This window comes from Sphingobacterium sp. SG20118 (assembly GCF_044740685.1).
Lineage (GTDB): Bacteria > Bacteroidota > Bacteroidia > Sphingobacteriales > Sphingobacteriaceae > Sphingobacterium.
Genome location: NZ_CP172826.1, coordinates 53,765 through 76,684, shown reverse-complemented (window position 1 = coordinate 76,684; position 22,920 = coordinate 53,765). Strand labels below are relative to the sequence as shown.

Genomic DNA, 22,920 nt, shown 5'->3' with positions numbered 1-22,920 from the left:
TCGACTAAAAGTTTGGTCTAATATCAGAAGATAGAACCAAATAACGTTCTTCTCCTATTTTCTTTCTCAGCCGCTGTTTTGCTTTTTTCACAGCATCTTCAGTAATCCCCAAAATATTGGATATTTCGGTATTTTTCAAACCCAATTTACCTAAGAAAATGAACCTCAGATTTGACTCTGTCAACTCAGGAAATTTCCGAAGCAAATCATTATAGAAGAGTGGATACTCCTTTAAAAATGCTTCTTTAAACAAAATCCATTTATCCTCCGTCATCAAATGCGATTCCAATAGCGCTTGTAGCTGCCCCCTCTCGTTCTCAATAGACGAAAAAGAAGTTTGCTCCACCTTTACAATTTCTGCCTTTAAGTTGGCAATATATTCGTTCTTTTCTTTCAAATAGATCGTAAATGAACTGAGGTTATTATTTGCTTCCATTAGTTTTTGGTCAGACAAATACTTTTCCATCTGTAGACTCAAAACACGCCTTTCATAGAGCACAGTTCGCACTTTCAGTTTTCGCTTAAATAAGACAAAAAGACTAATCGACAGCGCCAATAGCAATACAACAACGATACTATAGGCTCTCTTCTTAAACAACTCTTTGTCCAAACGTTCATTTCCTAGTTCTATTTTATGGATATAACTTTCCTGTTCCGCCAACCACTTCAATTTTTGAAGCTTCTCATCGCTATTCCACAGCTGCAGGCTATCATTAAGCTGTATTAATCTTCTTCTAGCCAACAACTCGTTCTTTTCATCATGACGTCTTACTGCGAGCTCCAATCTAATTTCCGTGATTTCTTTCTCCGATTTCTTTAGATAGACTTTACTAGAAGCATAAATAGCCGCACGATTGATTGCATTTTCAGCTTCCGTCAATTTCCCTTGATCTAAATAAACGTGGGCCAATAAAGTATAGGCATACATGGTGTTTTGTTCACTACCGTGCTGCTCTGAATAAACAATATCTTCTAACAAAAGTGCTGCTGCCATTTCCAAATCACCTCTTCCTCTATAGATGAGAGCCTGATTGCCGAGCGCTTTACCCAGTCTAATATTATCCCCGTTTAACTTCGACAATGCCTCAGTCTCTTTAAAAAACCGAAAAGCAGTTGTTGTATCAGCCATATTCAAGTAAGTGACACCTAATGCATCAAGGATACTGCCCATCACCTCTGATTTTGGATTAGCATATTGACGAGCAAGATTCAAATACTCTAAACTTGCACTATTATCACCCAGAGTTCCAAAAAAATACCCCATATTACGTAAAGAGATATCTGGATTTGGTAATTTATTTAACGACACTACAGGTAAAATATTTCTAATTTCCAAAAACACTTGAAAAGCCTCTGTAAGCACACGAAAGTTATATAGGTAAAAACCATAGTTGGCTTTAGTCCAAAATTCCAGCTCTTTATCCCGATTACGTTTTGCCTTTTCAATTGCAGATAAATACAAACCTGTACTTCTATCATTGATAGCATCATAAGCCTCTGCCATCCCATTTGCCAGCATATTATCGTAAGCGATTAATAGCGAAGCATCATTGTATACTTTGGCAAAGGTGATAATAGGTTTTAAGTAATTTTTCAAAGCAAGAGTATCTTTCCCAAACTCTTTCTCTTGTTTCATTAAATATTCAATCCTACTCTTGCTAGAAAATAAATCTTCCAATCTGATTGATTCAGCAAAGGCAGCGTTAAAAAAAACTAACGTAAAGAAGAATAAACTAAGAAATTTCAAATCAATAGGTTCTTATTAAAATTTGTGGGTATTTATCTACAAATATAAATAATTTTAGATGTAGTTTAGATAGAAGCTTCATTAAAAAAATGTAACTAAAAATAGCTGATTTTATAAAAATCATAAAAGAAGTGAACTTTCCATATATTGAAGATAAACGTACAGAAAAGTTTTTCTATCATCTTGAATATATACGAAAAATTCCAAATTCCCACTAAATTTTTTAAACTGTAAATTTTCTCCTATCTTTAAATCATGTCAATCCATCAAGATCCAGAATTAAAAAAAGCAGTATTAAACCTTCCTGTAAAAGAAAAAGATAAGTTATTGCTAAGATTGATTAGTAAAGATAAAATGTTAATCAAGCAACTTCATTTTCAACTGTTAGAAGATGAATCTGACTTAGAGCAACGTATCGAAAACTTAAGGAACCAGCTTAAACAACTTTTCGACTTAGGAGAATCGCAAGTATTCAACTCCCCAAGCTTGAGTAATTTTGTGGGATTAAATAAATTGGTGAAACAAGCAAGTGGCATGATCAATGAGCATGAGAAAGTCACCAAAGATAAAGTTAGTGAAGTAGAGTTTCGGATTTATGTCCTAGAAAGAGCTATTATCAATTACCCAGCTCTTTTAAGTTCATCCTATCAATCAGCAGCTCATAAACTTCAAAAATACATCGCAGGAAGAATAAAACATGCCGTGGGAAAATATGCAAAGATTCACGAAGACCATCAGTTTGATTTTAGAGAAAATTTCCAAAACATTCTAGAAACAGCCAATAAGAGCGCATTGAAGGATTATATACAGGTCTTACAAATCAATACGGACTTATGATGCTTTGTTACGAATCCGCTCAAGATTAAGGAAATTAAATAACGATACATACCAATACTCGAATACGTAGTTACACCAGTTGAGATGAGTTAAAATCGACAAGATTCATCTCATTTATTTATCAAAGTACCAGATAGGTAAAGCTAATTTTGTAACAACCCATCATTTTCATTAAATTCGCAGTATTCCAAATTAGTGAACGCGTGGGAATTAAAGAAATTATAGAAAAATACGGTCAAAGTGAGTTAACACAAACTTTGACAAAAGCGATACAAGCTAAAAATCCAAAGGTCCAATTAAAAGGTCTTATCGGTTCATCTGATGCCGTCATTGCTGTAGCGAGTTATACTTTACAAGAACGACCTTATCTCTTTATCCTACCAACACATGAAGATGCATCCTATTTCCTAAGTGATCTCGAAAGCCTCCTTGATAAACAAGTTTTATTTTTCCCGACCTCCTACCGTAAACCTTTTGATTTTACCCAGCTGGATGCAACCCACGTTTTACAACGTGCAGAAACGCTAAACGTGTTGAACCACGCATCCGAGTTGCCAAAAATGGTCGTTACATATCCGGAAGCGATTGCGGAAAAAGTCATTAATAGAAGTGATCTCGAAAAAAACACCTTAGAGATAACGGAAAACACAAAATTAAGTATAGACTTTATCAATGAGTTTTTATTTGAATACGAATTCGACCGCGTAGATTTTGTTTACGAACCAGGGCAATATGCCATCAGAGGTGGAATTGTAGATATATTCTCCTTCTCCAATGACCTACCATATCGGATAGAATTTTTTGGTGACGACATTGAAAGTATTCGAACATTCGAAATTGAATCTCAATTATCTGTATCAAAAATCCACAAAGTAACAATTGTTCCCAACGTACAAGCTAAATTTTTAACCGCACAAAACATCTCCCTATTGGAGTATATTGACAGGGATACTGTTGTTTGGATAAAGGATGTACAGTTTACATTGGATACCATAAAAGATGGAAATAGAAAAGCAACAGAATTCTGGAATGCTTTAACAGAAAAAGAAAAGAAAGACAATTCAGAGTGGATAAATCCTGCATATGGATTTTCTGATGAAAAGAATTTCAATGCCTTACTTTTTGATTTTCCAATTATCGAATTCGGGAAACAATTCTTTTATAAGCCCGATACCACAATCAAATTTGATATCCATCCACAACCTTCATTCAATAAAGATTTTAACCTGTTAATCCATAATTTCAAAGAGAATGAGAAAAATAAAATTGAAAATTTAATCTTTTCAGATTCTCCCAAACAGATTGAAAGAATATACAAAATCTTAGAAGACCTCGACAAAACAGTCACTTTTATCCCGATACACAAAGGGTTCAGGGAAGGTTTTCGCGACGATGACGTCAAATTAGCATGCTATACGGATCATCAAATTTTTGATCGATACTATAAATACAAAAGAAAAAAAGGCTATGAAAAAAGCCAAGCGATTACTTTAAAAGACCTACGCGATCTCAAACCTGGTGACTACATCACCCATATCGATCATGGTGTAGGAAAATATGCGGGACTTGAAAAAATAGAAGTCAACGGAAAATCTCAAGAAATGATTCGATTGAGTTATGCCGACAACGACCTCCTTTATGTCAACATCAACTCGCTAAATCGAATATCTAAATACTCCGGTAAAGAAGGATCTATCCCAAAAATGAACAAATTGGGTACCGATGTTTGGGACAAGCTGAAGAAAACAACAAAAAAGAAAGTTAAAGATATTGCCCGAGATTTGATCATGCTCTATGCCAAACGTAAAGCACAGACGGGTACAGCTTTTAGTCCAGATAGCTATCTTCAAAATGAATTGGAGGCATCCTTTATGTATGAAGATACTCCAGATCAGGAAAAAGCTACAGCAGATGTTAAACGCGATATGGAATCGCCACACCCAATGGATCGGTTGATCTGTGGTGATGTCGGATTTGGAAAAACAGAAATTGCTATTCGCGCAGCATTTAAAGCTGTCGCAGACAGTAAACAAGTAGCCATTTTAGTCCCCACAACCATTCTTGCACATCAACATTTTAGAACTTTTAACGAACGTCTTAAAGATTTACCCTGTACCATTGATTACATCAATAGGTTTAAAACAGCAAAACAAATTAAAGAAACACTAGCCAAATTGGCCGAAGGTAAAATCGATATTATCATTGGTACGCATCGTTTGGTCAGTAAGGATGTTAAATTCAAAGATCTGGGATTAATGATCATTGATGAAGAGCAAAAATTTGGTGTCTCCGTCAAAGAAAAATTAAAATTATTACGTGCCAATGTCGATTCACTGACATTGACCGCTACACCAATTCCCAGAAACCTTACATTTCTCGCTCATGGGAGCAAGAGATTTAAGTCTCATAAACACGCCGCCACCCAATCGTCAACCCGTACAAACAGAATTACATGTATTCAATGAAACATTGATACAAGAGGCGGTGTCATTTGAACTGGAACGTGCAGGTCAAGTATTCTTTATCCATAATCGTGTTGCCGATTTAAAACAATTAGGCGCTATGATTCAGAAACTAGTCCCTAACGCACGAGTAGGTATCGCTCACGGTCAATTAGAAGGTGATGATCTGGAAGATGTCATGCTTAAATTTATCAATCATGATTTTGATGTATTGGTTGCCACAACCATCATTGAAGCTGGTCTAGATATTCCCAATGCCAACACCATCATCATCAATCATGCACATATGTTCGGTCTGAGCGATCTTCACCAAATGCGTGGACGTGTGGGACGTTCCAATAAAAAATCGTTCTGTTACCTGTTAAGCCCTCCCCTATCTACACTTACTTCTGAAGCCTATAAACGACTTTCTGCAATAGAGGAGTTTTCAGAATTGGGAGCAGGATTTAACGTCGCTATGCGCGATCTAGATATTCGCGGTTCTGGTAACTTATTAGGCGGTGAGCAATCTGGATTTATTGCTGAAATTGGTTTTGAAATGTATCATAAGATTCTTGATGAAGCTATCCAAGAGTTAAAAGAAGATGAGTTCTCAGAAGTTTTTGCCGATGACAAAGACCACAAGTACGTTTCATTTACACAGATCGACACCGATATGGAAGTTTTGATCCCAGATGAATATGTAACCAATATCAGTGAACGTTATAATTTATACACGGAAATATCGAAACTTGAGAATGAAGAACAACTGACTGATTTTGCAGTATCATTAGAAGACCGATTCGGCCCTGTACCACATGAAGTCTTTGAATTATTTAATACATTACGCTTACAATGGTTCGGAAAGCAGATTGGATTTGAGAAAATATCCTACAAGAAGAACACCTTAAAAGGTTATTTTGTCAACAATCCAAAATCATCTTACTTTGAGTCAGATCAATTTGGAAAGGTGCTGTCATTTGTCCAACAACACCCAGAAATTAGCAATCTGAAAGAAATTAAAAAACAGTTAAGATTAGCTTTAAGCAATGTCAATAGTATTGGCTATGCCTTAAAGCTTTTAAAAGAAATGGTTTAAAATAAAGGTTATCATATTTATTTTAACAAACAGGGTTTCTATCTTGTGATAGAAACCCTTTTTTGTTAAATCAATGCTATAAAACCGATGTACCATCATCCGTTTTCACTTGAATTACGGTCAATTCTTTTCCAAAGTGCGCTAAGTATTGGGGAGATACTTGAGCGATGAATTCAGATACAAAATCGTCTTTTACAAGATTGATCGTGCAACCTCCAAAACCACCTCCCATTTGTCGTGCGCCCAATACCTGTGGGAATTGTTTAGTAAAGTCCACCAAATAATCGGACTCCTCACAGCTTACTTCATATTCTTTACTCAAGCCATGGTGTGAAGCGAACAGATTTTGACCTAATGCAACCAGATTACCAGCCTTCAAATGTTCGCATGCTTCATGAACACGCTCGCTTTCTTCTACGACAAAACGCGTTTTTGTGTATACTTCAGCATCCTTATCCTTCACCATTTCGTCCAACATAGCAACCGAAACATCGCGCATATTGACAACTGTAGAGTATTTCTCCTTTATCCACGCTATTGCTTTTTTACATTGTTCCACACGTTTATTGTAAGCTGTGTCACCTAAAGCATGCTTCACATTTGTATTCAACAAAATAATGGTAAAACCATCCAATACCAATGGAACGTATTCATATTCCAATGAACGACAATCTAATTTTAGCACATGATCCTTTTTACCAAAAGTCGAGGCAAATTGGTCCATAATACCACATTTAACACCGGCATACGTATGCTCTGCCAATTGTCCAATTTTAGGAATCTCCAAACGCTCTATATGTAATTCAAATAGTTCACTTAACGCCAATGTCGTAGCACATTCAACTGCTGCAGAAGACGACAATCCTGCTCCCAAAGGGACATCACCATCGATATAAAGGTTAAATCCACCAATTTCAAAGCCTCTTTTTTGAATTTGATCAACAACTCCTAAAATATAATTTGGCCAATGTAGATCCGTAGGAGCAATATGATCCAATTCAACCTCATATGCTCCTTTATAATCTTCAGCATATAAAGAAATTAAATTATCTGCCCTCTTAGAAACCGCGATATAGACCGCTTTATCGATTGCTGCAGGAAGCACAAAGCCATCATTATAATCCGTATGCTCGCCAATGATATTGATCCGCCCAGGAGAGCGTACAACAATAGGGTCTGCTTGAAAAATAGATTTAAATTTACTTTGTATTAATTCTTTTGTGATCATATTTTAAACGTTTTTATAATGAGTGGTAGCGCAGTTTCTTAATTGTTGAGCCGCAAATTCAGGTGTAATATCACGTTGCGGATTTGCAAGCATTTCGTAACCTACCATAAATTTTTTAACGGTTGCAGAACGTAATAATGGTGGATAAAAATGCATATGCCAGTGCCATTCTGGGAAATCTCCACTATTCACTGGTGCCTGATGCATACCTGCGGAATAGGGAAATGATGTATTAAAAAGGTTATCATAGCGTGTCGTCAGCAATTTCAAAATTGCAGCCAAATCCTCCTTTTCCTCCTCTGTAAAAGCTAATATATTCTGAATAGGTCTTTTGCTCACAATCATTGTCTCGTATGGCCAAGAAGCCCAATAAGGCACTAATACCACAAACGAGTTGTTCTCGTCGATAATTCGCTCCTGCTTTTTCAATTCTGCATTTACATAAGCGCCAAGCATAGTTCTACCATGCTTATCAAAATATTGTTTCTGATTTTTAGACTCTTTTTGAAGCTCTACGGGTACATGATTCTGCGACCATATTTGACCATGGGGATGGGGGTTGCTACATCCCATTATGGCACCTTTATTTTCAAATATTTGAATATACTTTATCCATTCATGCTTTGCCAAGTCTGCAAATTCTGCTTGCCATACATCTACAACAGCTTTAATAGCTGGAACAGTCATTTCTGGAAGCGTCAGATCATGTCGCGGAGAAAATGCAATAACTTTACAAATACCTTTCTCCGATTCCGCGATGAACAGCTCTTCTTCGTTGATATCTTCCGATGGTGTATCCTTCAAAAGTGCAGAGAAGTCGTTTACAAAAACGAAACTTTCTGAGTAATTTGGATTGACATCACCATCCGCACGCTTATTTGTTGGACACAGGTAGCACTTCTCATCGTATGCTGGTCTTTGTTCTTGATTTACATCTTCTACTTGTCCCTGCCAAGGTCTTTTACTTCTATGTGGAGAAACCAGAACACGTTCTCCTGTAAGAATATTCAACCGAGTATGGGGATCCGAATTAATTTCGAATGATTGTTGCATGATAATATTATTATTTCACAATTTTAGTCCCTAAAGATAGTAATTAGACCGTTAAAGAAAATGGCAATAAAAAAAATAAGCACTCGATTGAGTGCTTATTTTTTTTATTGCCAATATGACCACTTTTCCTAGTAGGTAGGATAGATACTTTTTTTATTATACACGCGCTTTTGGGTCATTCCCTTTTATAAGTTCAAAAATAGTAATCTCAGGTAATATTCCCACTCGTCCGGGATAGCCTAGAAAACCATAGCCAACATTTACATAGAGTTGTTTATTCTCCTTTTCTTTATATAAGCCAGCCCACTCTTTGTATACATATTTAGCCGGACTCCATTGTACATTTTTCAGACGAACACCGAATTGCATACCATGTGTATGTCCTGCAAACATCACATCAACATCTGTATCCAATACCTGAGCACGCCAATGTGAAGGATCATGAGAAAGGAGCAATTTAACAGACTGCTCTTCTGTACCTAATAATGCCTTTTGTAGATCGCCATGTTTAGGAAAGCGACCTGTGCCCCAGTTTTGAACCCCAATAATAGCCAATTCTTCATTATCAACCTTTAAAATGCGATTTTCATCGTTCAGTAAATCCCAGCCCATAACTTTATGCGTCTCGATCAAATCCTGAAGATTTTTTCTTTTGGCAGCTGAATCTTCTTTTCCAAAATAGTAATCACCGTAATCATGATTTCCTAAACTCGAGAAAACACCTAAGTCAGCTTTCAGCCTAGAGAAGATATCTTGATAATCACGCATTTCTGACGCGACATTATTGACCAAATCTCCGGTGAAAAAAATTGCATCGGGCTTTTCATTCAATAATAAATCGACACCACCATTAACTGCTTTTCTATTGTAAAATGACCCCGAATGGACATCGGAAATTTGCCCGATTGTCATACCATGAAAAGCTGCGGGTAAGTTCGGCAAATATAACTTTTGACGGCGTATCCGATAGTCATAAGCGCCAGAAATAATTCCCCAGCTTAGAGGTACCAGTGGCGATGCACCAACCAAAATCCCTGCTTTCGTTAAAAAATCCGATCGTGTGATTCCTTTGACAGGCTCTTCAGCTATTGGCATTTCCAATACATTGACTGCTTGTTTCACTGTTTTTTTTGGTGTTACCAATCTTGTTAGCCATAGTCCCCCTCTTCTCAAATCATCCAGGATAAGGACGAAGAAAAAGAAAAACTTAGAGGCTGCAGTGAGAAAAAATGCAACTAAAAAAACAGAACGAACTATAAGTGGGATATTGAATTTAAAAGATATGAGAACCCCTAGAGAAAGTAAAATTGAATAACCCCACCAAAGAATTCCAAAAGTTTTAGTCTTTGCAAACTTGATCTTCGTTGCCTTTAATGCAAAAAAGATATAAAAATCTAATATCAGAAGTATAATTACATTTACTATTAACATCGTTGTTTTAAATTAGTACTAAGCATCTAAAGCCAATCGCTTTAAAGCCTCAATCCACTTAGGGTCACCGTTTAGGCTTTCAACAAGTTGAACCTCCTCGCCTCCTAAATGCTTAAACTCATTAGCATATTCCACGCCAATTTCATCAATTGTTTCAATACAATCCGCAACAAATGCTGGGCTAAATACTAAGAGTTTCTTCTTTCCACTTTTAGCCAAAGTCTCCAATAAACTAGATGTATAAGGCTGAATCCAAGGTTCTTTACCTAATCTTGACTGAAAACAGATACTATACTGATCTTTTTGCAAGCCTAACTCCTCCGCGATAGCGCGCGTCGTTGCATGACATTGTGACAAATAACAGAAAGAATTGACGTTAATTTTACATGAATCACATCCATCCTCCGGACATTTTAACTGCTTTGTCGGGTCAACTTTTCCCAATTGGCGGACAGGAAGTCCGTGGTAGCTGAAGACGATATGATCAAAACTAGCAATATCATGTTGTCTTGCGTGATCGGCAAATGTTTCAATCATCAAAGGTTCTTGGCAGTAACTGCTTACGAAACTCATGCTTGGCAGATAGTTCCATTTACGGATCAACTCCATCACACGATCGATAACCGAGCCACTAGTGGCGGAAGCGTATTGTGGGAATAAAGGTATAACACGAATCGAATCTAGCATCATACCCTCCAAATTTTTCAACGCATTTTCAATGGAAGGGTTTTGATAACGCATAGCCAGTTCAACATGATAATCTTCACCCAATGATTCTTGCAAAAGATCACGTTGCATTAGGCTATAATACATCAACGGAGAACCAGTCTCTTTATCCCAAATTGTTTCATAAATCTTAGCTGATTTTGGGGCACGGGTTGGAGCGATAATCCCTTTAACTAAAAGAGTTCTATTGATATATGGAATATCAATTACTCTTCCATCCATTAAAAATTCTGTCAAATATTTTCGAACATCTGATGTAGCAGGACTATCTGGAGTCCCCAGCTGAACTAATAAAATTCCTTTGGTAGCTTTCTTACTCATTTAACACAAAACTACGGAAATTACACGGTAGATAGTGGCTATCTACGACAAAATGAAATATTTATGACGCGTAATTTTGGATCTACAGGGCTTCTAGAAAGGTTTTAACTTCTTTCATAAGCCACATCGGAGTTGATGTTGCCCCACATATACCCACGCTATCATGTTCGTTAAAGTCTGCAATATTAATCTCGCTAATTTCTGAAACGAAATAAGTGTTGGGGTTTTCTTTAAGACATACTTCAAAAAGTACCTTACCGTTAGAAGATTTCTTTCCAGAAACAAAAACAATCTTATCGTACTTTTTAGCAAAGTGTACTAAATCTTCATAACGGTTTGAAACCTGGCGGCAAATGGTATCATTAGCCTTGACTTCATATCCTCTTTTAATCAACTCCTCTTTAATTTCATAAAACCGATCAACGCTCTTCGTCGTTTGGCTATAGAGGGTAAAGGAAGCTGGTAAATCAGCATCATCCAATTCTGCAATATCTTGGAACACCAATGCCTCATTATTCGTTTGTCCCTGAAGACCAACGACCTCGGCATGGCCATGCTTACCAAAAATTAATATCTTTTCCTCTTGATCAAAGGAGGTTTTGATTCGATTTTGCAACTTGAGTACAACAGGACAAGAGGCATCAATCAGCGTAATGTTATTTTCTAATGCAATCTTGTAAGTTTCGGGGGCTTCGCCATGGGCACGGATGAGCACTTTCTCATGTTGCAAAGTTGGCAACACATCATGGGCGATAATACGTAGGCCCTTCGCTTTAAGGCGGGCTACCTCCTCATCATTATGTACAATATCACCAAGACAGTACAAATAACCATCTTCTTCCAAGATTTCTTCGGCCATATCTATCGCATAGACTACACCAAAACAAAACCCTGAATCTTTATCAATATCAACTGTTAGATTTAATGCCATAATAATACAAAGTTAATCATTTCTAGATACTCTAGAAAAATACTTTTTTCAAAGAAAATGTGACAATAGGTGATGAATAGAAGAATATAACGCGCTTATCTTTCAGTTATTGGCAGAAATCATTACTTTTGCAAAAAAAATAACATTAATGGCAACTAACAGAACTTTTACGATGATCAAACCAGATGCAGTTGCAAATGGTCACATCGGCGCAATTTTGAATGATATTATTGCTGGCGGTTTCAAAATCGTAGCAATGAAATATATTCAATTGTCTACTGAAACAGCTGGTGCATTTTATGCAGTACACAAAGAGCGTCCTTTCTATGGAGAATTAGTAAACTTTATGACTTCAGGTCCTATCGTTGCTGTAATCTTAGAAAAAGACAATGCTGTTGAAGATTTCCGTACATTGATCGGTGCTACTAACCCAGCTGATGCTGCTGAAGGTACTATCCGTAACAAATATGCAAAATCTATCGATGCGAATGCAGTTCATGGATCTGATTCTGATGAAAATGCACAAATCGAAGGATCTTTCTTCTTCTCACAATTCGAGAGATTTTAGTCTTAATCAAAATCATAAGAAAGGCGTTCAGCATACAAGTTGAACGCCTTTTTCATTTCTAAAAATCTCGTTTACCAAGATATTCATTCTCTTTAGCGGTCATCAAAGCTTTATCTTCTGGTTTTTTATCGTAATATCCACATAAATGCAATACACCATGCATGATAACGCGATGTAATTCTTCTCTGCTATCGACCTTAAATTTATCCGCATTTTCAGAAATACGCTCAACACTGATGAAGATATCTCCCGCGATTACATCTTCATCTTCCGAAGAGTCGAAAGTAACCACATCAGTATACGTATCGTGGTTCAAATATTGTTTGTTGATTTCCAACAAGTACACATCTGAACATAAAATGAAACTTAACTCTCCTACACGTTTAAATCCTTCAGATTTAATCGTTTTCATAATCCATTCTCTAATCTTTGCCTTTTCCTTTAATTTGAAATCAACATCTTCAGTAAAGAATAGGATATCTTTTAATGCCATATTAATATGCTTTTGTTTCCATATATGTCTGCAAAATAAGGGCTGCTGAAATTGTATCAACAATACCTTTTTCTTGCCTTTTATTTTTTTTCTTACCACTCTGAGCAATTACAGCAGAGGCCATTTTAGAAGTAAACCGCTCATCCACTTCTACCACGGGGATGGTAGGATATGTTTTCTTTAACCTGCGAACAAAGCCTAGCACATGTATGGCAGATTCCGAATCTGTTCCATCCATTTGCAATGGTTTCCCCACAACAAAAGTCTCCACTTGCTCATTTTTAAAATAATCTTCTAAAAATTTCCAAACTTCGTCTGGATGCACCGTTGTCAATGCTGTTGCAATTATTTGCATGGGATCAGTCACCGCTATACCGATACGTTTGGTCCCATAATCAAAAGCCATTACTCTCATACTGATGCTTATCTTGAATATTTTGACAAAAATACAAATCTGTTTCTGTAAATAGATGCCCAATTGATTAAAATAATCTATAAATTTGCTAGACTTTAAATCAAAAGGAATGAAATACACCATACTAATTGGCCTTTTCTTGGCAGCTTCAAGTATAAAAGCAAATGCGCAAGATTACCAAGAGCTTGTTCTAAAGGATAGGCAAGAAAAAGCTTTGAGCTTATCTAAGTCCAAATTTGGACCCTTACCCGCAGATCAAGTACAGTTTTTAGATTACTTCCCAGTCGATCAAGATTACCGGGTTACAGCAGATGTAACTTTGTTATTGGGTGAGGAAACCTTCAAAATGCCCACCTACGATGGCACAAGCAACCCCTATAAACGTTACGCTATATTGAATTTCACCTTGAACAATAAACCTTATCAATTGACAGTTTATCAAAGTGCAGCACTATTTCAAAATCCACAGTACAAGAATCACTTATTTTTACCCTTTTTAGATTTAACAAATGGTGAAGAGAGTTATAGTGGTGGACGTTACATTGATTTATCAACTGAAGATATCATAAGCGGTAAGGCAACCATCGATTTCAATACCGCATACAATCCTTATTGTGCGTACAGTAATGGCTATCGCTGCCCTGTACCACCCCAAGAAAACATTTTAGAAACCAAGATTATGGCAGGAGAAAAAGCATTCCATAAAGAAAAAAACGAAAGACCTATTGATATCCAATCGGGAATGAACTTTAATCAGGAAGACTTACAGATTATTACTAGTGGACCAGCAACAGAAAAGCTACGCATACTGCAAATAACTGATAAAAAAGACCTTGCTATACTGACAACTCCATCAGTTGACCTTAAATATAATGATTCCTCAATTTCTGCATTAGAAAAGAGAATGTTAAGCACGGTTCAACATCCCGAGCACGCTGGCGTTGGTATCGCGGCACCACAGGTAGGAATCAATAAAAATTTAATCGTAGTTCAAAGATTTGATAAAGAACATGAACCATTTGAAAGCTATATCAACCCTAAGATTATTTGGAGATCAAAATTGACGCGAAAAGGAGTAGAAGGATGTTTATCCATACCCGACCGTAGGGAAGATGTATTACGAAGCTATACAATTCGACTGCAACACATCAGTAAAGAAGGAAAGATAATGGAAGAAAATATTGAAGGATTTACGGCAGTCATCTTCCAGCACGAAGTTGATCACTTATATGGCATCCTTTATCCCGATCGTGTAGAACAAGCGCAAAAAGAAGAGTTTGAACCTTTAAGTGAAAAAATGGAATTTTTCATAAAACCACATGCTTTACGTCCTTAAGAACACCCCGAGAAACTAGAACTACCTCTATTATTTTTTAATGATTTAATACCGGTTTATAATTCGATTGAGATTCAAACAACTTAACACCTGCTTTGTATCAGCTCGGTATTTTTTAGAGTTATACTAGAGGTATTATACAGGGTTTATAGAGGGTTCATAGAGGTAAAGCTCTATAAACCCTCTATAAATTCTATCTAATAACAGTTTTAATATCGAAGTAGGTATTACTTTGATACTAAGTTGATATGAATGCGCTTTCAACAAAACACCGCCCTTACTTAAGAGCATTTCTTAAATTATTAATCGCATTTAAATTTCAAGACAAAAAAAGAGCATAAAACTATATTTTATGCTCTTTTTTGAATTTATAATGCTTGTCAATACTTGACCGCATAAGACTTCTTCATTTTTTCTCAAAAGGTCGTACTTACCGCGCGATCATTTTAATTTCAAACAAAGTATTCCAAAGTTTACCGGTCACAAATAGACGATCGCTCGCCTGATCATATGCAATACCATTCAACTCATTATCATATTGTGCATGCTGGTAGATTCCTACCAAATTTATTCTACTCTCTACCACTCCTGTTTGCGGATTGATAATAACAATAATATCTTGTTCATATACATTGGCATATACCTTTCCATTGATATACTCCAATTCATTTAATGCAGCAACTTTTCCATTATTGTCATATACCTCAATGAAATCTATTTCTTCCTGCGTATTTGGATCTAAGAAATATAATTTATGTGATCCGTCAGACTTAATCAAACGTTTACCATCAAATGTTAGCCCCCACCCCTCTTTGCTATTATGATAAGGAAATGTTTTCTCCAATTCAAAACTTGATTTATTTAGAACGAAGCCTTCCATATTTCTCCATGTTAACATCACGATTTTATCCCCAACAATGGTCATGCCTTCGCCGAAATATTTTTCTGAGTCAAAATCTTTTCGCTGCAATACCTTCCCTGATTTTAAATCGACACGTCGCAATGAGGTAAGTGTACCATTCCCGCTACCAGTAGACTCGTATAGAAATCCATTTTCGTATTGCAGTCCTTGTGTAAATGCTGTTGTATCATGAGGGAACTTATTAACAACCTCAAAACCATACTCCTTAGGTGCAGGAGGTACCACACTAATATATTCACTCGCACTGTCTACTTTAGCTCCCTGATATAACTTCGCCGAAATATTGCGAGCACCTAGCGCTAAGTTTTTGCTATCGACTTGAAGTGCTGTTGTATCTTGCTTTTGTCCAACCACCTGATTATCGATATAATACACCACAGAGTCCAAATCTGATGAGGAAAATTTCAATTGCAACTGAATGGGCTCTCCTTGCTCTATGGATTGACTCGTGTCAGGTTTCGCAAACTCAAGCTTACTCGATTTCTTAGTTTTACAGGCTCCAAGCCCAAATATTAATCCTAAAAAGACATACGTTGTTTTTTTCATATAAAATATACTTTATTCATTCCAGAACGCATCTTTGATATGTTCTATTTGTATGGTTTCTTTATCCGCGATAACGATGGATACGATATCAAAACGGATCTCTCCTTGTACCTTATATTTTTTTAAATAATAATCCGCTGCCCTTGTCAATTTTCTCTTTTTTTTCCAATCGACAAATTCAAATGGCTCACCGTAATCAATTTGACGTCGTGTCTTCACTTCAACAAACACCAAAATATCAATATCTTTGACAATCAAATCTACTTCTAAATTCTTACATCGCCAATTTCTTAACAAAATTTCACAGCCTAAATCCTGCAGAAATTTCTCAGCATATGATTCGCCTAATTTTCCAAATTCAAGATGTTTGGCCATACTTTATTTGACTACGGTATTTCCGAGCAATCCTCCCAACATCTTCTCTGCGTCTTTAAGCTTTTGATATTTAAAAATTAATACCTCTACATTTACGTCGTCTTTCTCACTTTTTAATTCTTCCCTAATCTTATCCATCTCACGTGTTATCTTCCGCTTCTTAATTCGGTAAATTGCCGTAACAACAAGTGCTTTTAGGTGTTCGTATTCTTGGGTGACATAAATTTTGCGTTTATCATCGTTCCAATTTTCACTCAAATTGTATTTTGATGCCACGCAATTAATCGCAAGCTCAGCAACAGTATCATCTGGATTTGAATAAAACTGTTTTGCTTCGGGGATTTCATATTTTTCAGCTGCTTCTCGGTAAACTTTTAAAATATAAGCCGCAGCCTTATCCTCAAAATTAACATCCTCAATATTACTTAGTAATACGCCTGCTACCGGAATATCTCCATCACCTTCCCAGGTCGCTAAATAATCTCCATAATTAATCAGGATACGTATTATCTCACGTTCTTGTAGAATTTCTGGTGTAATTTGTTGCGTCGGTGTTTCACCTACAAGTGCTGCTGCCCCACCTCTTTCTTCATCTGTCATGAAGAAATCTGCAGGCGGACCGTCCATTGGCGGTACACCTGAACCTATAGCAGGTGTGCTCTTCTTGCTAAAATCCTTATCTGCTCTTTTAGCTTTTGAAATTCGTATTTTATTAAGTTCAGAAAGTAAGATTCGCTCTTCAATATCCAATAAATTGCTACACTCTCGAATAAATACGGATACTTTAATTTCATCAGGTATCAGTGCAATACTTTCAACTACATCACGAATAACTTCTGCTCGTTTGATTGGGTCATTATTCGTGTCACGAAGTAGGATCCTTGTTTTATAAAAAATAAAATCTTGTTGATTTTCTTTGATGTAAGCTTTAAATGCCGAAGATCCAAATTTCTTCACATAAGAATCTGGGTCATTCCCATCAGGGAATAGCAAAATCTTAACGTTCAAACCTTCTTCAAGCAACATATCTGTTCCACGAAGGGACGCTTTTATTCCTGCTTCGTCTCCATCATAAAGTATCGTGACATTTTTAGTAAAACGTGCTATCAACCGAATCTGAGCGGTAGTCAATGATGTTCCTGAGGAAGACACCACATTTTCAACCCCTGCCTGATGCGTGGATATAACATCTGCATAACCTTCGACCAAATAGCAATTATCATCATCCATGATTGCTTTTTTGGCGAAATTAAGTCCATAAAGCACATCTGACTTATGATAGATATCACTCTCCGGCGAATTTACATATTTGGGAACTTTCTTATCAGTCTTTAAAGTTCGGCCTCCAAAACCGATAACTCTTCCTGTAAGATTATGAATTGGGAACATGACACGTCCACGGAATCGATCGTACAGGCTCTTATCATCCCGCTCGATGGCGAGACCAATTTCTTTGAGATAGTCCGGATGAAAACCAGCCTTTACGGCAGCATCAACAAAAGCGGTCCAATTATCGGGAGAATAGCCAAGTTCAAATTTCTTAATGATGTCTTCACGGTAGCCGCGTTCTTTAAAGTAATGCAATCCAATAACCTGTCCCAACTCTGTGGTCCACATCTGCTCTTTAAAAAATTTACTTGCCCAACCGCTGAGCACATATAAGCTTTCTCGCTTATCTTGCGCCGCTAATTGCGCAGGCGATCGTTCTACTTCTTCGACCTCGATGCTATATTTATTGGCAAGATATCGGATGCCTTCTGGATAGGAAAATTTCTCCAACTCCATCACAAACTTCAACGAGTCTCCTCCTACACCACAACCAAAGCACTTATAGATACCTTTTGAGACAGAAACGTGGAAAGAGGGCGTTTTCTCATGATGAAAAGGACAATTCCCAATAAGCGATGTCCCTCTCTTTTTCAAGTCTACAAATTCCCCTACAACCTCCTCAATGCGAGCTGCATCCAACACTTTATCTATTATCTCTTGCTTGATCAATTTCGTATCCCTTTATGTTCAGTAAAATTAATAATTATATAAGCAATTACAACATCAAATTGATCTACATTCCTGCTACCCAAGCTAAATATTTTGTTATTTTTGTATTACTATAAAAATGCTTGAATAGAAAGCTATGTCATTTAATATCAAAAAAATCTGTTGTATTGGTGCTGGATATGTCGGAGGACCTACAATGTCTGTGGTTGCCCAACAATGTCCTAACATCCAAATCACTATTGTAGATGTCAATGAAGACCGTATTGCGGCCTGGAACGATGAAAATCTAGACAACCTACCCATTTACGAACCCGGGTTGGCAGAAATTGTTGCTGAAGCGAGAGGTCGCAATTTATTTTTCTCTACAGAAGTTGAGAAAGCCATCGATGAGGCAGATATGATCTTTATTTCGGTCAATACCCCAACGAAAAACTATGGGAAAGGAAAAGGTATGGCCGCTGATCTCAAATACATTGAACTATGTGCAAGACAAATTGCTGCTGTTGCTAAAACAGATAAAATAGTGGTGGAAAAATCCACCCTACCTGTTCGTACCGCTGCCGCATTAAAAAGTATTCTAGACCATACCGGTAATGGTGTCAATTTTCATATCCTGTCAAATCCAGAATTCTTAGCTGAAGGCACGGCTATTCAAGATTTATTAGCTCCTGATCGTGTACTAATTGGGGGAGAAAATCAGGAGGCTATTGATACACTTGTAAGTATATACCAAAACTGGGTCCCTAATGATAAAATATTGACTACAAATCTGTGGTCATCAGAATTATCTAAATTAACGGCAAATGCTTTTTTAGCACAACGTGTATCTTCTATCAACTCCATTTCAGAACTTTGTGAAAAAACAGGAGCGAATGTCGACGAAGTAGCAAAAGCAATTGGCATGGACACCCGTATTGGTGCAAAATTTTTAAAAGCATCAGTTGGTTTTGGAGGTTCTTGTTTTCAGAAAGACATTTTAAACCTTGTTTACATTGCCAGAAGCTATGGGCTAAATGAAGTTGCAGATTATTGGGACCAAGTGATTATCATGAATGATCATCAAAAACATCGATTTGCAGATCATATTATTCAAACCTTATATAATACTGTTTCTGGAAAGAAAATCACGTTTTTAGGATGGGCTTTCAAAAAAGACACGAACGATACTAGAGAATCTGCAGCCATATACGTTGCTGATTATTTATTAAATGAACAAGCGGAAATCACGATTTATGACCCAAAAGTATCTGCTGAACGTATATATGCTGACCTTGATTATTTGAATACGAGAAGCCCTGAAGAAAATAGAGCACTTGTAAAGGTCGTAAATGACCCTATGCAAGCTTGCGAAGATGCACATGCTATTGCAGTGTTGACAGAATGGGATGAATTTAAAGATTACGACTGGTCTATAATCAAAAAACAGATGAAAAGGCCATCTTTTATTTTCGATGGCAGAAAATTGTTAAATAAATCGCATTTAGAAAATTTAGGTTTTAATTATTATGCCATTGGGGAATAATTCTTGGCATCATAAAAAAAGGGTTGTTCGCGAACAACCCTTTTTTATTACACCCTACCTCTAACATAGAGTGAGGTCATCTGAAAGACAGCGTTATACATTTAGAGTATAACATCAATCAGATTTATTAGTGCCTGTAATACCTTTTAAAAGAATAGAAGAAGAAAATTGAAAAGGCTTACAGGACTTTTTATCTGCTAAGAAATCATCTGATATATTTCGCTCATATAGGTTGATTCCGAAAGTGCATCTGAAAAATCATTCCATTCATCTTCGTTGAATACAAAGACAATCTCTGGACAAGGAGTATCAATCAACACCCTCATATCTCCATCAGGAAAGCTAAAATAATTACTTTTGATATTACTCTGCATAGTCGCTGCAACAAATGCCTCAAACTTTAGATATCCCAAACTTAGGAGATAAGAATCCTGCCAAATATAAAATGTTTTACATTTGATGCAATAACTAATATGGGATTTACCTTTATGACTGAGAACAACTGACTGACACATATAATTCGCTTATATTAAAACATGATTACCACTATTATTATTTAGACTAATTATAAACAATAATCAAATGTAAAAATTATTTTTGTATCTAACGAATAAAAACAAAAAAAGGAGCAAAATATTTTGCTCCTTTTTTTGTTCTATTTTGGTCGACTAATTAATTCAACCCTCTTTTTATTAGCAAGTATTTTGGATCTGGATCAACACCTCTAAATGCTTTATACATTTCTGCTGGATCTCCAGTTCCACCTTTTTCTAAGATGTTACGACGGAATGAATCTGCCGTAGTTTGATCATACAATGATTTCTCCTTGAAAGCTGCGAAAGCATCTGAATCTAATACCTCAGACCAGATGTAGGCATAATATCCCGCAGAATATCCCCCTTCAAAAATATGTCTGAAATAAGTGCTTCTATAACGTGGGATAATGGCATCGATTAAACCAATTTTCTTCAAAGATTCTTTTTCAAATGCATTGATATCTCCTTTTATTGGAGCTGTAGCAGCGTGATAGTTCATATCAAGTAAAGATGCTGCTAAGTATTCCACTGTTGCAAAACCCTGATCAAAGGTTCCTGCTTTTTCCATTTTAGCTATTAAAGAATCTGGAATCGCCTCTTTTGTTTTATAATGTTTAGCGTACTCTTTCAATACTGATGCATCAGCCGCCCAATTTTCCATAATTTGAGATGGTAATTCTACAAAATCTCTGGAAACTGAGGTTTCCTGCTAAACTTCTATATTTCACATTGGATAATAAGCCATGTAAAGCATGACCAAATTCATGGAACAAAGTACTTGCTTCATCAAAAGTTAATAACGCCGGTTGATCGCCAACAGGTTTCGTGAAGTTACAAACGATGGAGATTACAGGAGCATTGCGTTTTCCTTCTTTTTTACTTTGACTACGATAAGAAGTCATCCATGCACCACCGCTTTTCGATGCACGAGGAAAGAAATCGGCATATAATAATCCCAAATGCGAACCATCTTTGTCCTTAACCTCGTAAACCTCTACATCTTTATGGTAAACAGGAACATTGTTTAACGCAACGAAAGTTAAACCATACAGTTTATGAGCAACTGCAAATGCACCTTCTCTTACAGTAGGTAAGCTGAAATAAGGTTTAATCTCATCCTCATTTAATGCAAATCTATTTTTGCGAATGATCTCTGTATAATATCTCCAATCATAAGGGGCTACCTCAAAATCGCCACCCTGTGCTTTGATTTCTTTATTGATATCTGCAGCCTCACCTTTTGCTTTACTTAGCGCTGGAGTCCACAGTTTATTTAGCAATTCGTATACGTTGGTTGGATTCTTAGCCATTGATTCTTCCAAGACGTATGCAGCATAAGAAGTATAACCCAATAATTTAGCTTTTTCTAAACGTAGATTAGCAATCTTTCTTAAGACTTCCTTATTATCATGCGCATTATCATTATTGCCACGCATTTGATAAGCTTCCCAAATCTGCTTTCTTAAATCTCTGTTCTGAGCATATTGCAAGAATGGCATAACAGAAGGATTTTGTAAAGTAAACAACCACTTGCCTTCTTTTCCTTTCGCTATTGCATCTTCAGCAGCAGCAGATTTTAATGATTCTGGCAAACCTTCTAATTGGCTAGCACTATCAACAACCATTTCAAACGCATTGGTCTCTGCTAATACATTTTGACCAAACTCTACGGTTAAACCTGCTAATTCAGAATTGATTTTCTTTAACTTCGTTTTGTTCGCATCATTTAAATTAGCGCCTGAACGAACAAAATTCTTATAGGTATTTTCCAACAGTTTAATATCTTCAGCATCTAAACCTAATGATGCCTTCTTATCCCAAACCGTTTTAATGCGAGCGAATAGTTTACTATTCATCGATATGTCGTCGTAATGGCCTGTTAATACAGGTGCCAATTCCTTATCTAAAGCACTGATACTATCGTTTGTATTCGCTTTACTTAAATTGCCAAATACACGCGATACATTACTCAATAAACTTCCTGCATTTTCAATCGCTAAAATTGTATTTTTAAAAGACGGTTCTTCTGTATTATTTACAATCGAATCAATTTCTAAATTATGAACTTTAATGGCCTCCTCGTAAGCAGGTTTAAAATGTTCATCCTTAATTTTATCAAATGGAGGAACATTAAAAGGGGTATCATAAGCTAATAATAGCGGATTATCAGTCATTTGTTTTTTTTCTTCACAACCAACAAAGGCAGTTGCCACAATCAAAAAGAATGGCAAAAGTCGTTTTTTCTTCATTATATAATTTTTTTTTCTCGCAATAATTTGGGCAAAGTTACAAATATTTGGTCAAGTAATCCTTTTTACAAAGATCAAAATAAGTAACTATATTTATCACAATAATGTAATAACCAGAAAAGTAATGAAACAATTTTTTATTTTTA

Annotated in this window: 18 protein-coding genes and 1 pseudogene; 5 read left to right on the top strand and 14 right to left on the bottom strand. The window is 36.4% G+C overall.

From position 1 onward, the window contains the following. Positions 1–4 precede the first annotated feature (4 nt). Positions 5–1,636, bottom strand: coding sequence for a hypothetical protein (locus tag ACFX5U_RS00360; protein WP_051959729.1), 1,632 nt, complete (start codon positions 1,634–1,636; stop codon positions 5–7). A gap of 366 nt (positions 1,637–2,002) precedes the next feature. On the opposite strand from ACFX5U_RS00360, the gene ACFX5U_RS00355 reads away from it, so the two are divergent. Next, a complete protein-coding gene (locus tag ACFX5U_RS00355; RefSeq protein WP_280571281.1) occupies positions 2,003–2,584 on the top strand; it encodes a hypothetical protein in 582 nt (193 codons plus the stop codon). Positions 2,585–2,787: 203 nt separating this feature from the next. Continuing rightward, positions 2,788–6,124 (top strand): annotated as a pseudogene (gene mfd, locus ACFX5U_RS00350) (transcription-repair coupling factor). 76 nt (positions 6,125–6,200) lie between these two features. Here the strand turns inward: mfd and galK are convergent. The 5 genes from galK to ACFX5U_RS00325 form a co-directional block, all read right to left on the bottom strand. Beyond that, a complete protein-coding gene (gene galK / locus ACFX5U_RS00345; protein ID WP_400262231.1) occupies positions 6,201–7,352 on the bottom strand; it encodes a galactokinase in 1,152 nt (383 codons plus the stop codon). Between the two features lie 3 nt (positions 7,353–7,355). Continuing rightward, complete coding sequence (locus ACFX5U_RS00340; RefSeq protein WP_400262230.1) at positions 7,356–8,405, bottom strand: UDP-glucose--hexose-1-phosphate uridylyltransferase; 1,050 nt, start codon at positions 8,403–8,405, stop codon at positions 7,356–7,358. Positions 8,406–8,561: 156 nt separating this feature from the next. Further along, the gene (locus ACFX5U_RS00335) at positions 8,562–9,836 is read right to left on the bottom strand and encodes a metallophosphoesterase (RefSeq protein WP_400262229.1); all 1,275 of its coding nucleotides are present in this window, start codon (positions 9,834–9,836) and stop codon (positions 8,562–8,564) included. An 18-nt stretch (positions 9,837–9,854) separates the two neighbouring features. Further along, a complete protein-coding gene (gene hemH, locus ACFX5U_RS00330; protein ID WP_280571295.1) occupies positions 9,855–10,883 on the bottom strand; it encodes a ferrochelatase in 1,029 nt (342 codons plus the stop codon). A gap of 82 nt (positions 10,884–10,965) precedes the next feature. Continuing rightward, positions 10,966–11,814 carry a 4-hydroxy-3-methylbut-2-enyl diphosphate reductase gene (locus tag ACFX5U_RS00325; RefSeq protein ID WP_400262228.1) on the bottom strand — a complete coding sequence of 283 codons (849 nt, stop codon included), beginning with the start codon at positions 11,812–11,814 and terminating at the stop codon, positions 10,966–10,968. Between the two features lie 148 nt (positions 11,815–11,962). Between ACFX5U_RS00325 and ACFX5U_RS00320 the strand changes: the two genes are divergently transcribed. Beyond that, the gene (locus tag ACFX5U_RS00320) at positions 11,963–12,382 is read left to right on the top strand and encodes a nucleoside-diphosphate kinase (protein ID WP_038695325.1); all 420 of its coding nucleotides are present in this window, start codon (positions 11,963–11,965) and stop codon (positions 12,380–12,382) included. Positions 12,383–12,440: 58 nt separating this feature from the next. On the opposite strand, the gene ybeY is transcribed toward ACFX5U_RS00320, so the two are convergent. Both ybeY and ruvX read right to left on the bottom strand, forming a co-directional pair. Beyond that, positions 12,441–12,875, bottom strand: a complete 435-nt coding sequence (ybeY, locus tag ACFX5U_RS00315) for an rRNA maturation RNase YbeY (RefSeq protein WP_038695324.1) — start codon at positions 12,873–12,875, stop codon at positions 12,441–12,443. 1 nt (position 12,876) lies between these two features. Beyond that, positions 12,877–13,290 carry a Holliday junction resolvase RuvX gene (gene ruvX, locus ACFX5U_RS00310; RefSeq protein WP_400263629.1) on the bottom strand — a complete coding sequence of 138 codons (414 nt, stop codon included), beginning with the start codon at positions 13,288–13,290 and terminating at the stop codon, positions 12,877–12,879. A 109-nt stretch (positions 13,291–13,399) separates the two neighbouring features. On the opposite strand from ruvX, the gene def reads away from it, so the two are divergent. Continuing rightward, complete coding sequence (gene def, locus ACFX5U_RS00305) at positions 13,400–14,626, top strand: peptide deformylase (RefSeq protein ID WP_081918284.1); 1,227 nt, start codon at positions 13,400–13,402, stop codon at positions 14,624–14,626. Between the two features lie 430 nt (positions 14,627–15,056). On the opposite strand, the gene ACFX5U_RS00300 is transcribed toward def, so the two are convergent. The 3 genes from ACFX5U_RS00300 to dnaG are packed head-to-tail and all read right to left on the bottom strand — an operon-like array spanning position 15,057 to position 18,467. Then, entirely contained in the window at positions 15,057–16,094 is a 1,038-nt protein-coding gene (locus ACFX5U_RS00300) for a glutaminyl-peptide cyclotransferase (protein WP_280571301.1), read from the bottom strand. 12 nt (positions 16,095–16,106) lie between these two features. Beyond that, positions 16,107–16,469: a YraN family protein gene (locus tag ACFX5U_RS00295; protein WP_038695320.1), complete on the bottom strand. Its 363-nt coding sequence runs from the start codon at positions 16,467–16,469 to the stop codon at positions 16,107–16,109. A 3-nt stretch (positions 16,470–16,472) separates the two neighbouring features. Further along, on the bottom strand, positions 16,473–18,467 hold the full coding sequence (gene dnaG / locus ACFX5U_RS00290) for a DNA primase (RefSeq protein WP_038695318.1): 1,995 nt from the start codon (positions 18,465–18,467) through the stop codon (positions 16,473–16,475). Between the two features lie 136 nt (positions 18,468–18,603). Between dnaG and ACFX5U_RS00285 the strand changes: the two genes are divergently transcribed. Next, positions 18,604–19,989: a nucleotide sugar dehydrogenase gene (locus ACFX5U_RS00285; RefSeq protein WP_280571305.1), complete on the top strand. Its 1,386-nt coding sequence runs from the start codon at positions 18,604–18,606 to the stop codon at positions 19,987–19,989. A 197-nt stretch (positions 19,990–20,186) separates the two neighbouring features. Here ACFX5U_RS00285 and ACFX5U_RS00280 read toward each other — a convergent pair whose 3' ends face one another. The 3 genes from ACFX5U_RS00280 to ACFX5U_RS00270 all read right to left on the bottom strand — a co-directional run bounded on the left by ACFX5U_RS00280 (position 20,187) and on the right by ACFX5U_RS00270 (position 22,774). Continuing rightward, entirely contained in the window at positions 20,187–20,402 is a 216-nt protein-coding gene (locus ACFX5U_RS00280; RefSeq protein ID WP_280571306.1) for a hypothetical protein, read from the bottom strand. A gap of 259 nt (positions 20,403–20,661) precedes the next feature. Continuing rightward, positions 20,662–21,186, bottom strand: a complete 525-nt coding sequence (locus ACFX5U_RS00275; protein WP_400262227.1) for a M3 family metallopeptidase — start codon at positions 21,184–21,186, stop codon at positions 20,662–20,664. Next, positions 21,167–22,774 carry a M3 family metallopeptidase gene (locus ACFX5U_RS00270; protein ID WP_400262226.1) on the bottom strand — a complete coding sequence of 536 codons (1,608 nt, stop codon included), beginning with the start codon at positions 22,772–22,774 and terminating at the stop codon, positions 21,167–21,169. The genes ACFX5U_RS00275 and ACFX5U_RS00270 overlap by 20 nt, the downstream gene beginning before the upstream one ends. Positions 22,775–22,920 lie beyond the last annotated feature (146 nt).

Excerpts from the sequence above, each read along its gene's own strand:
- ACFX5U_RS00360 (WP_051959729.1), bottom strand. The coding sequence starts at position 1,636 with ATGAAACAAGAGAAAGAGTTTGGGAAAGATACTCTTGCTTTGAAAAAT.
- ACFX5U_RS00355 (WP_280571281.1), top strand. The coding sequence starts at position 2,003 with ATGTCAATCCATCAAGATCCAGAATTAAAAAAAGCAGTATTAAACCTT.
- galK (WP_400262231.1), bottom strand. The coding sequence starts at position 7,352 with ATGATCACAAAAGAATTAATACAAAGTAAATTTAAATCTATTTTTCAA.
- ACFX5U_RS00340 (WP_400262230.1), bottom strand. The coding sequence starts at position 8,405 with ATGCAACAATCATTCGAAATTAATTCGGATCCCCATACTCGGTTGAAT.
- ACFX5U_RS00335 (WP_400262229.1), bottom strand. The coding sequence starts at position 9,836 with ATGTTAATAGTAAATGTAATTATACTTCTGATATTAGATTTTTATATC.
- hemH (WP_280571295.1), bottom strand. The coding sequence starts at position 10,883 with ATGAGTAAGAAAGCTACCAAAGGAATTTTATTAGTTCAGCTGGGGACT.
- ACFX5U_RS00325 (WP_400262228.1), bottom strand. The coding sequence starts at position 11,814 with ATGGCATTAAATCTAACAGTTGATATTGATAAAGATTCAGGGTTTTGT.
- ACFX5U_RS00320 (WP_038695325.1), top strand. The coding sequence starts at position 11,963 with ATGGCAACTAACAGAACTTTTACGATGATCAAACCAGATGCAGTTGCA.
- ybeY (WP_038695324.1), bottom strand. The coding sequence starts at position 12,875 with ATGGCATTAAAAGATATCCTATTCTTTACTGAAGATGTTGATTTCAAA.
- ruvX (WP_400263629.1), bottom strand. The coding sequence starts at position 13,290 with ATGAGAGTAATGGCTTTTGATTATGGGACCAAACGTATCGGTATAGCG.
- def (WP_081918284.1), top strand. The coding sequence starts at position 13,400 with ATGAAATACACCATACTAATTGGCCTTTTCTTGGCAGCTTCAAGTATA.
- ACFX5U_RS00300 (WP_280571301.1), bottom strand. The coding sequence starts at position 16,094 with ATGAAAAAAACAACGTATGTCTTTTTAGGATTAATATTTGGGCTTGGA.
- ACFX5U_RS00295 (WP_038695320.1), bottom strand. The coding sequence starts at position 16,469 with ATGGCCAAACATCTTGAATTTGGAAAATTAGGCGAATCATATGCTGAG.
- ACFX5U_RS00285 (WP_280571305.1), top strand. The coding sequence starts at position 18,604 with ATGTCATTTAATATCAAAAAAATCTGTTGTATTGGTGCTGGATATGTC.
- ACFX5U_RS00275 (WP_400262227.1), bottom strand. The coding sequence starts at position 21,186 with ATGGAAAATTGGGCGGCTGATGCATCAGTATTGAAAGAGTACGCTAAA.
- ACFX5U_RS00270 (WP_400262226.1), bottom strand. The coding sequence starts at position 22,774 with ATGAAGAAAAAACGACTTTTGCCATTCTTTTTGATTGTGGCAACTGCC.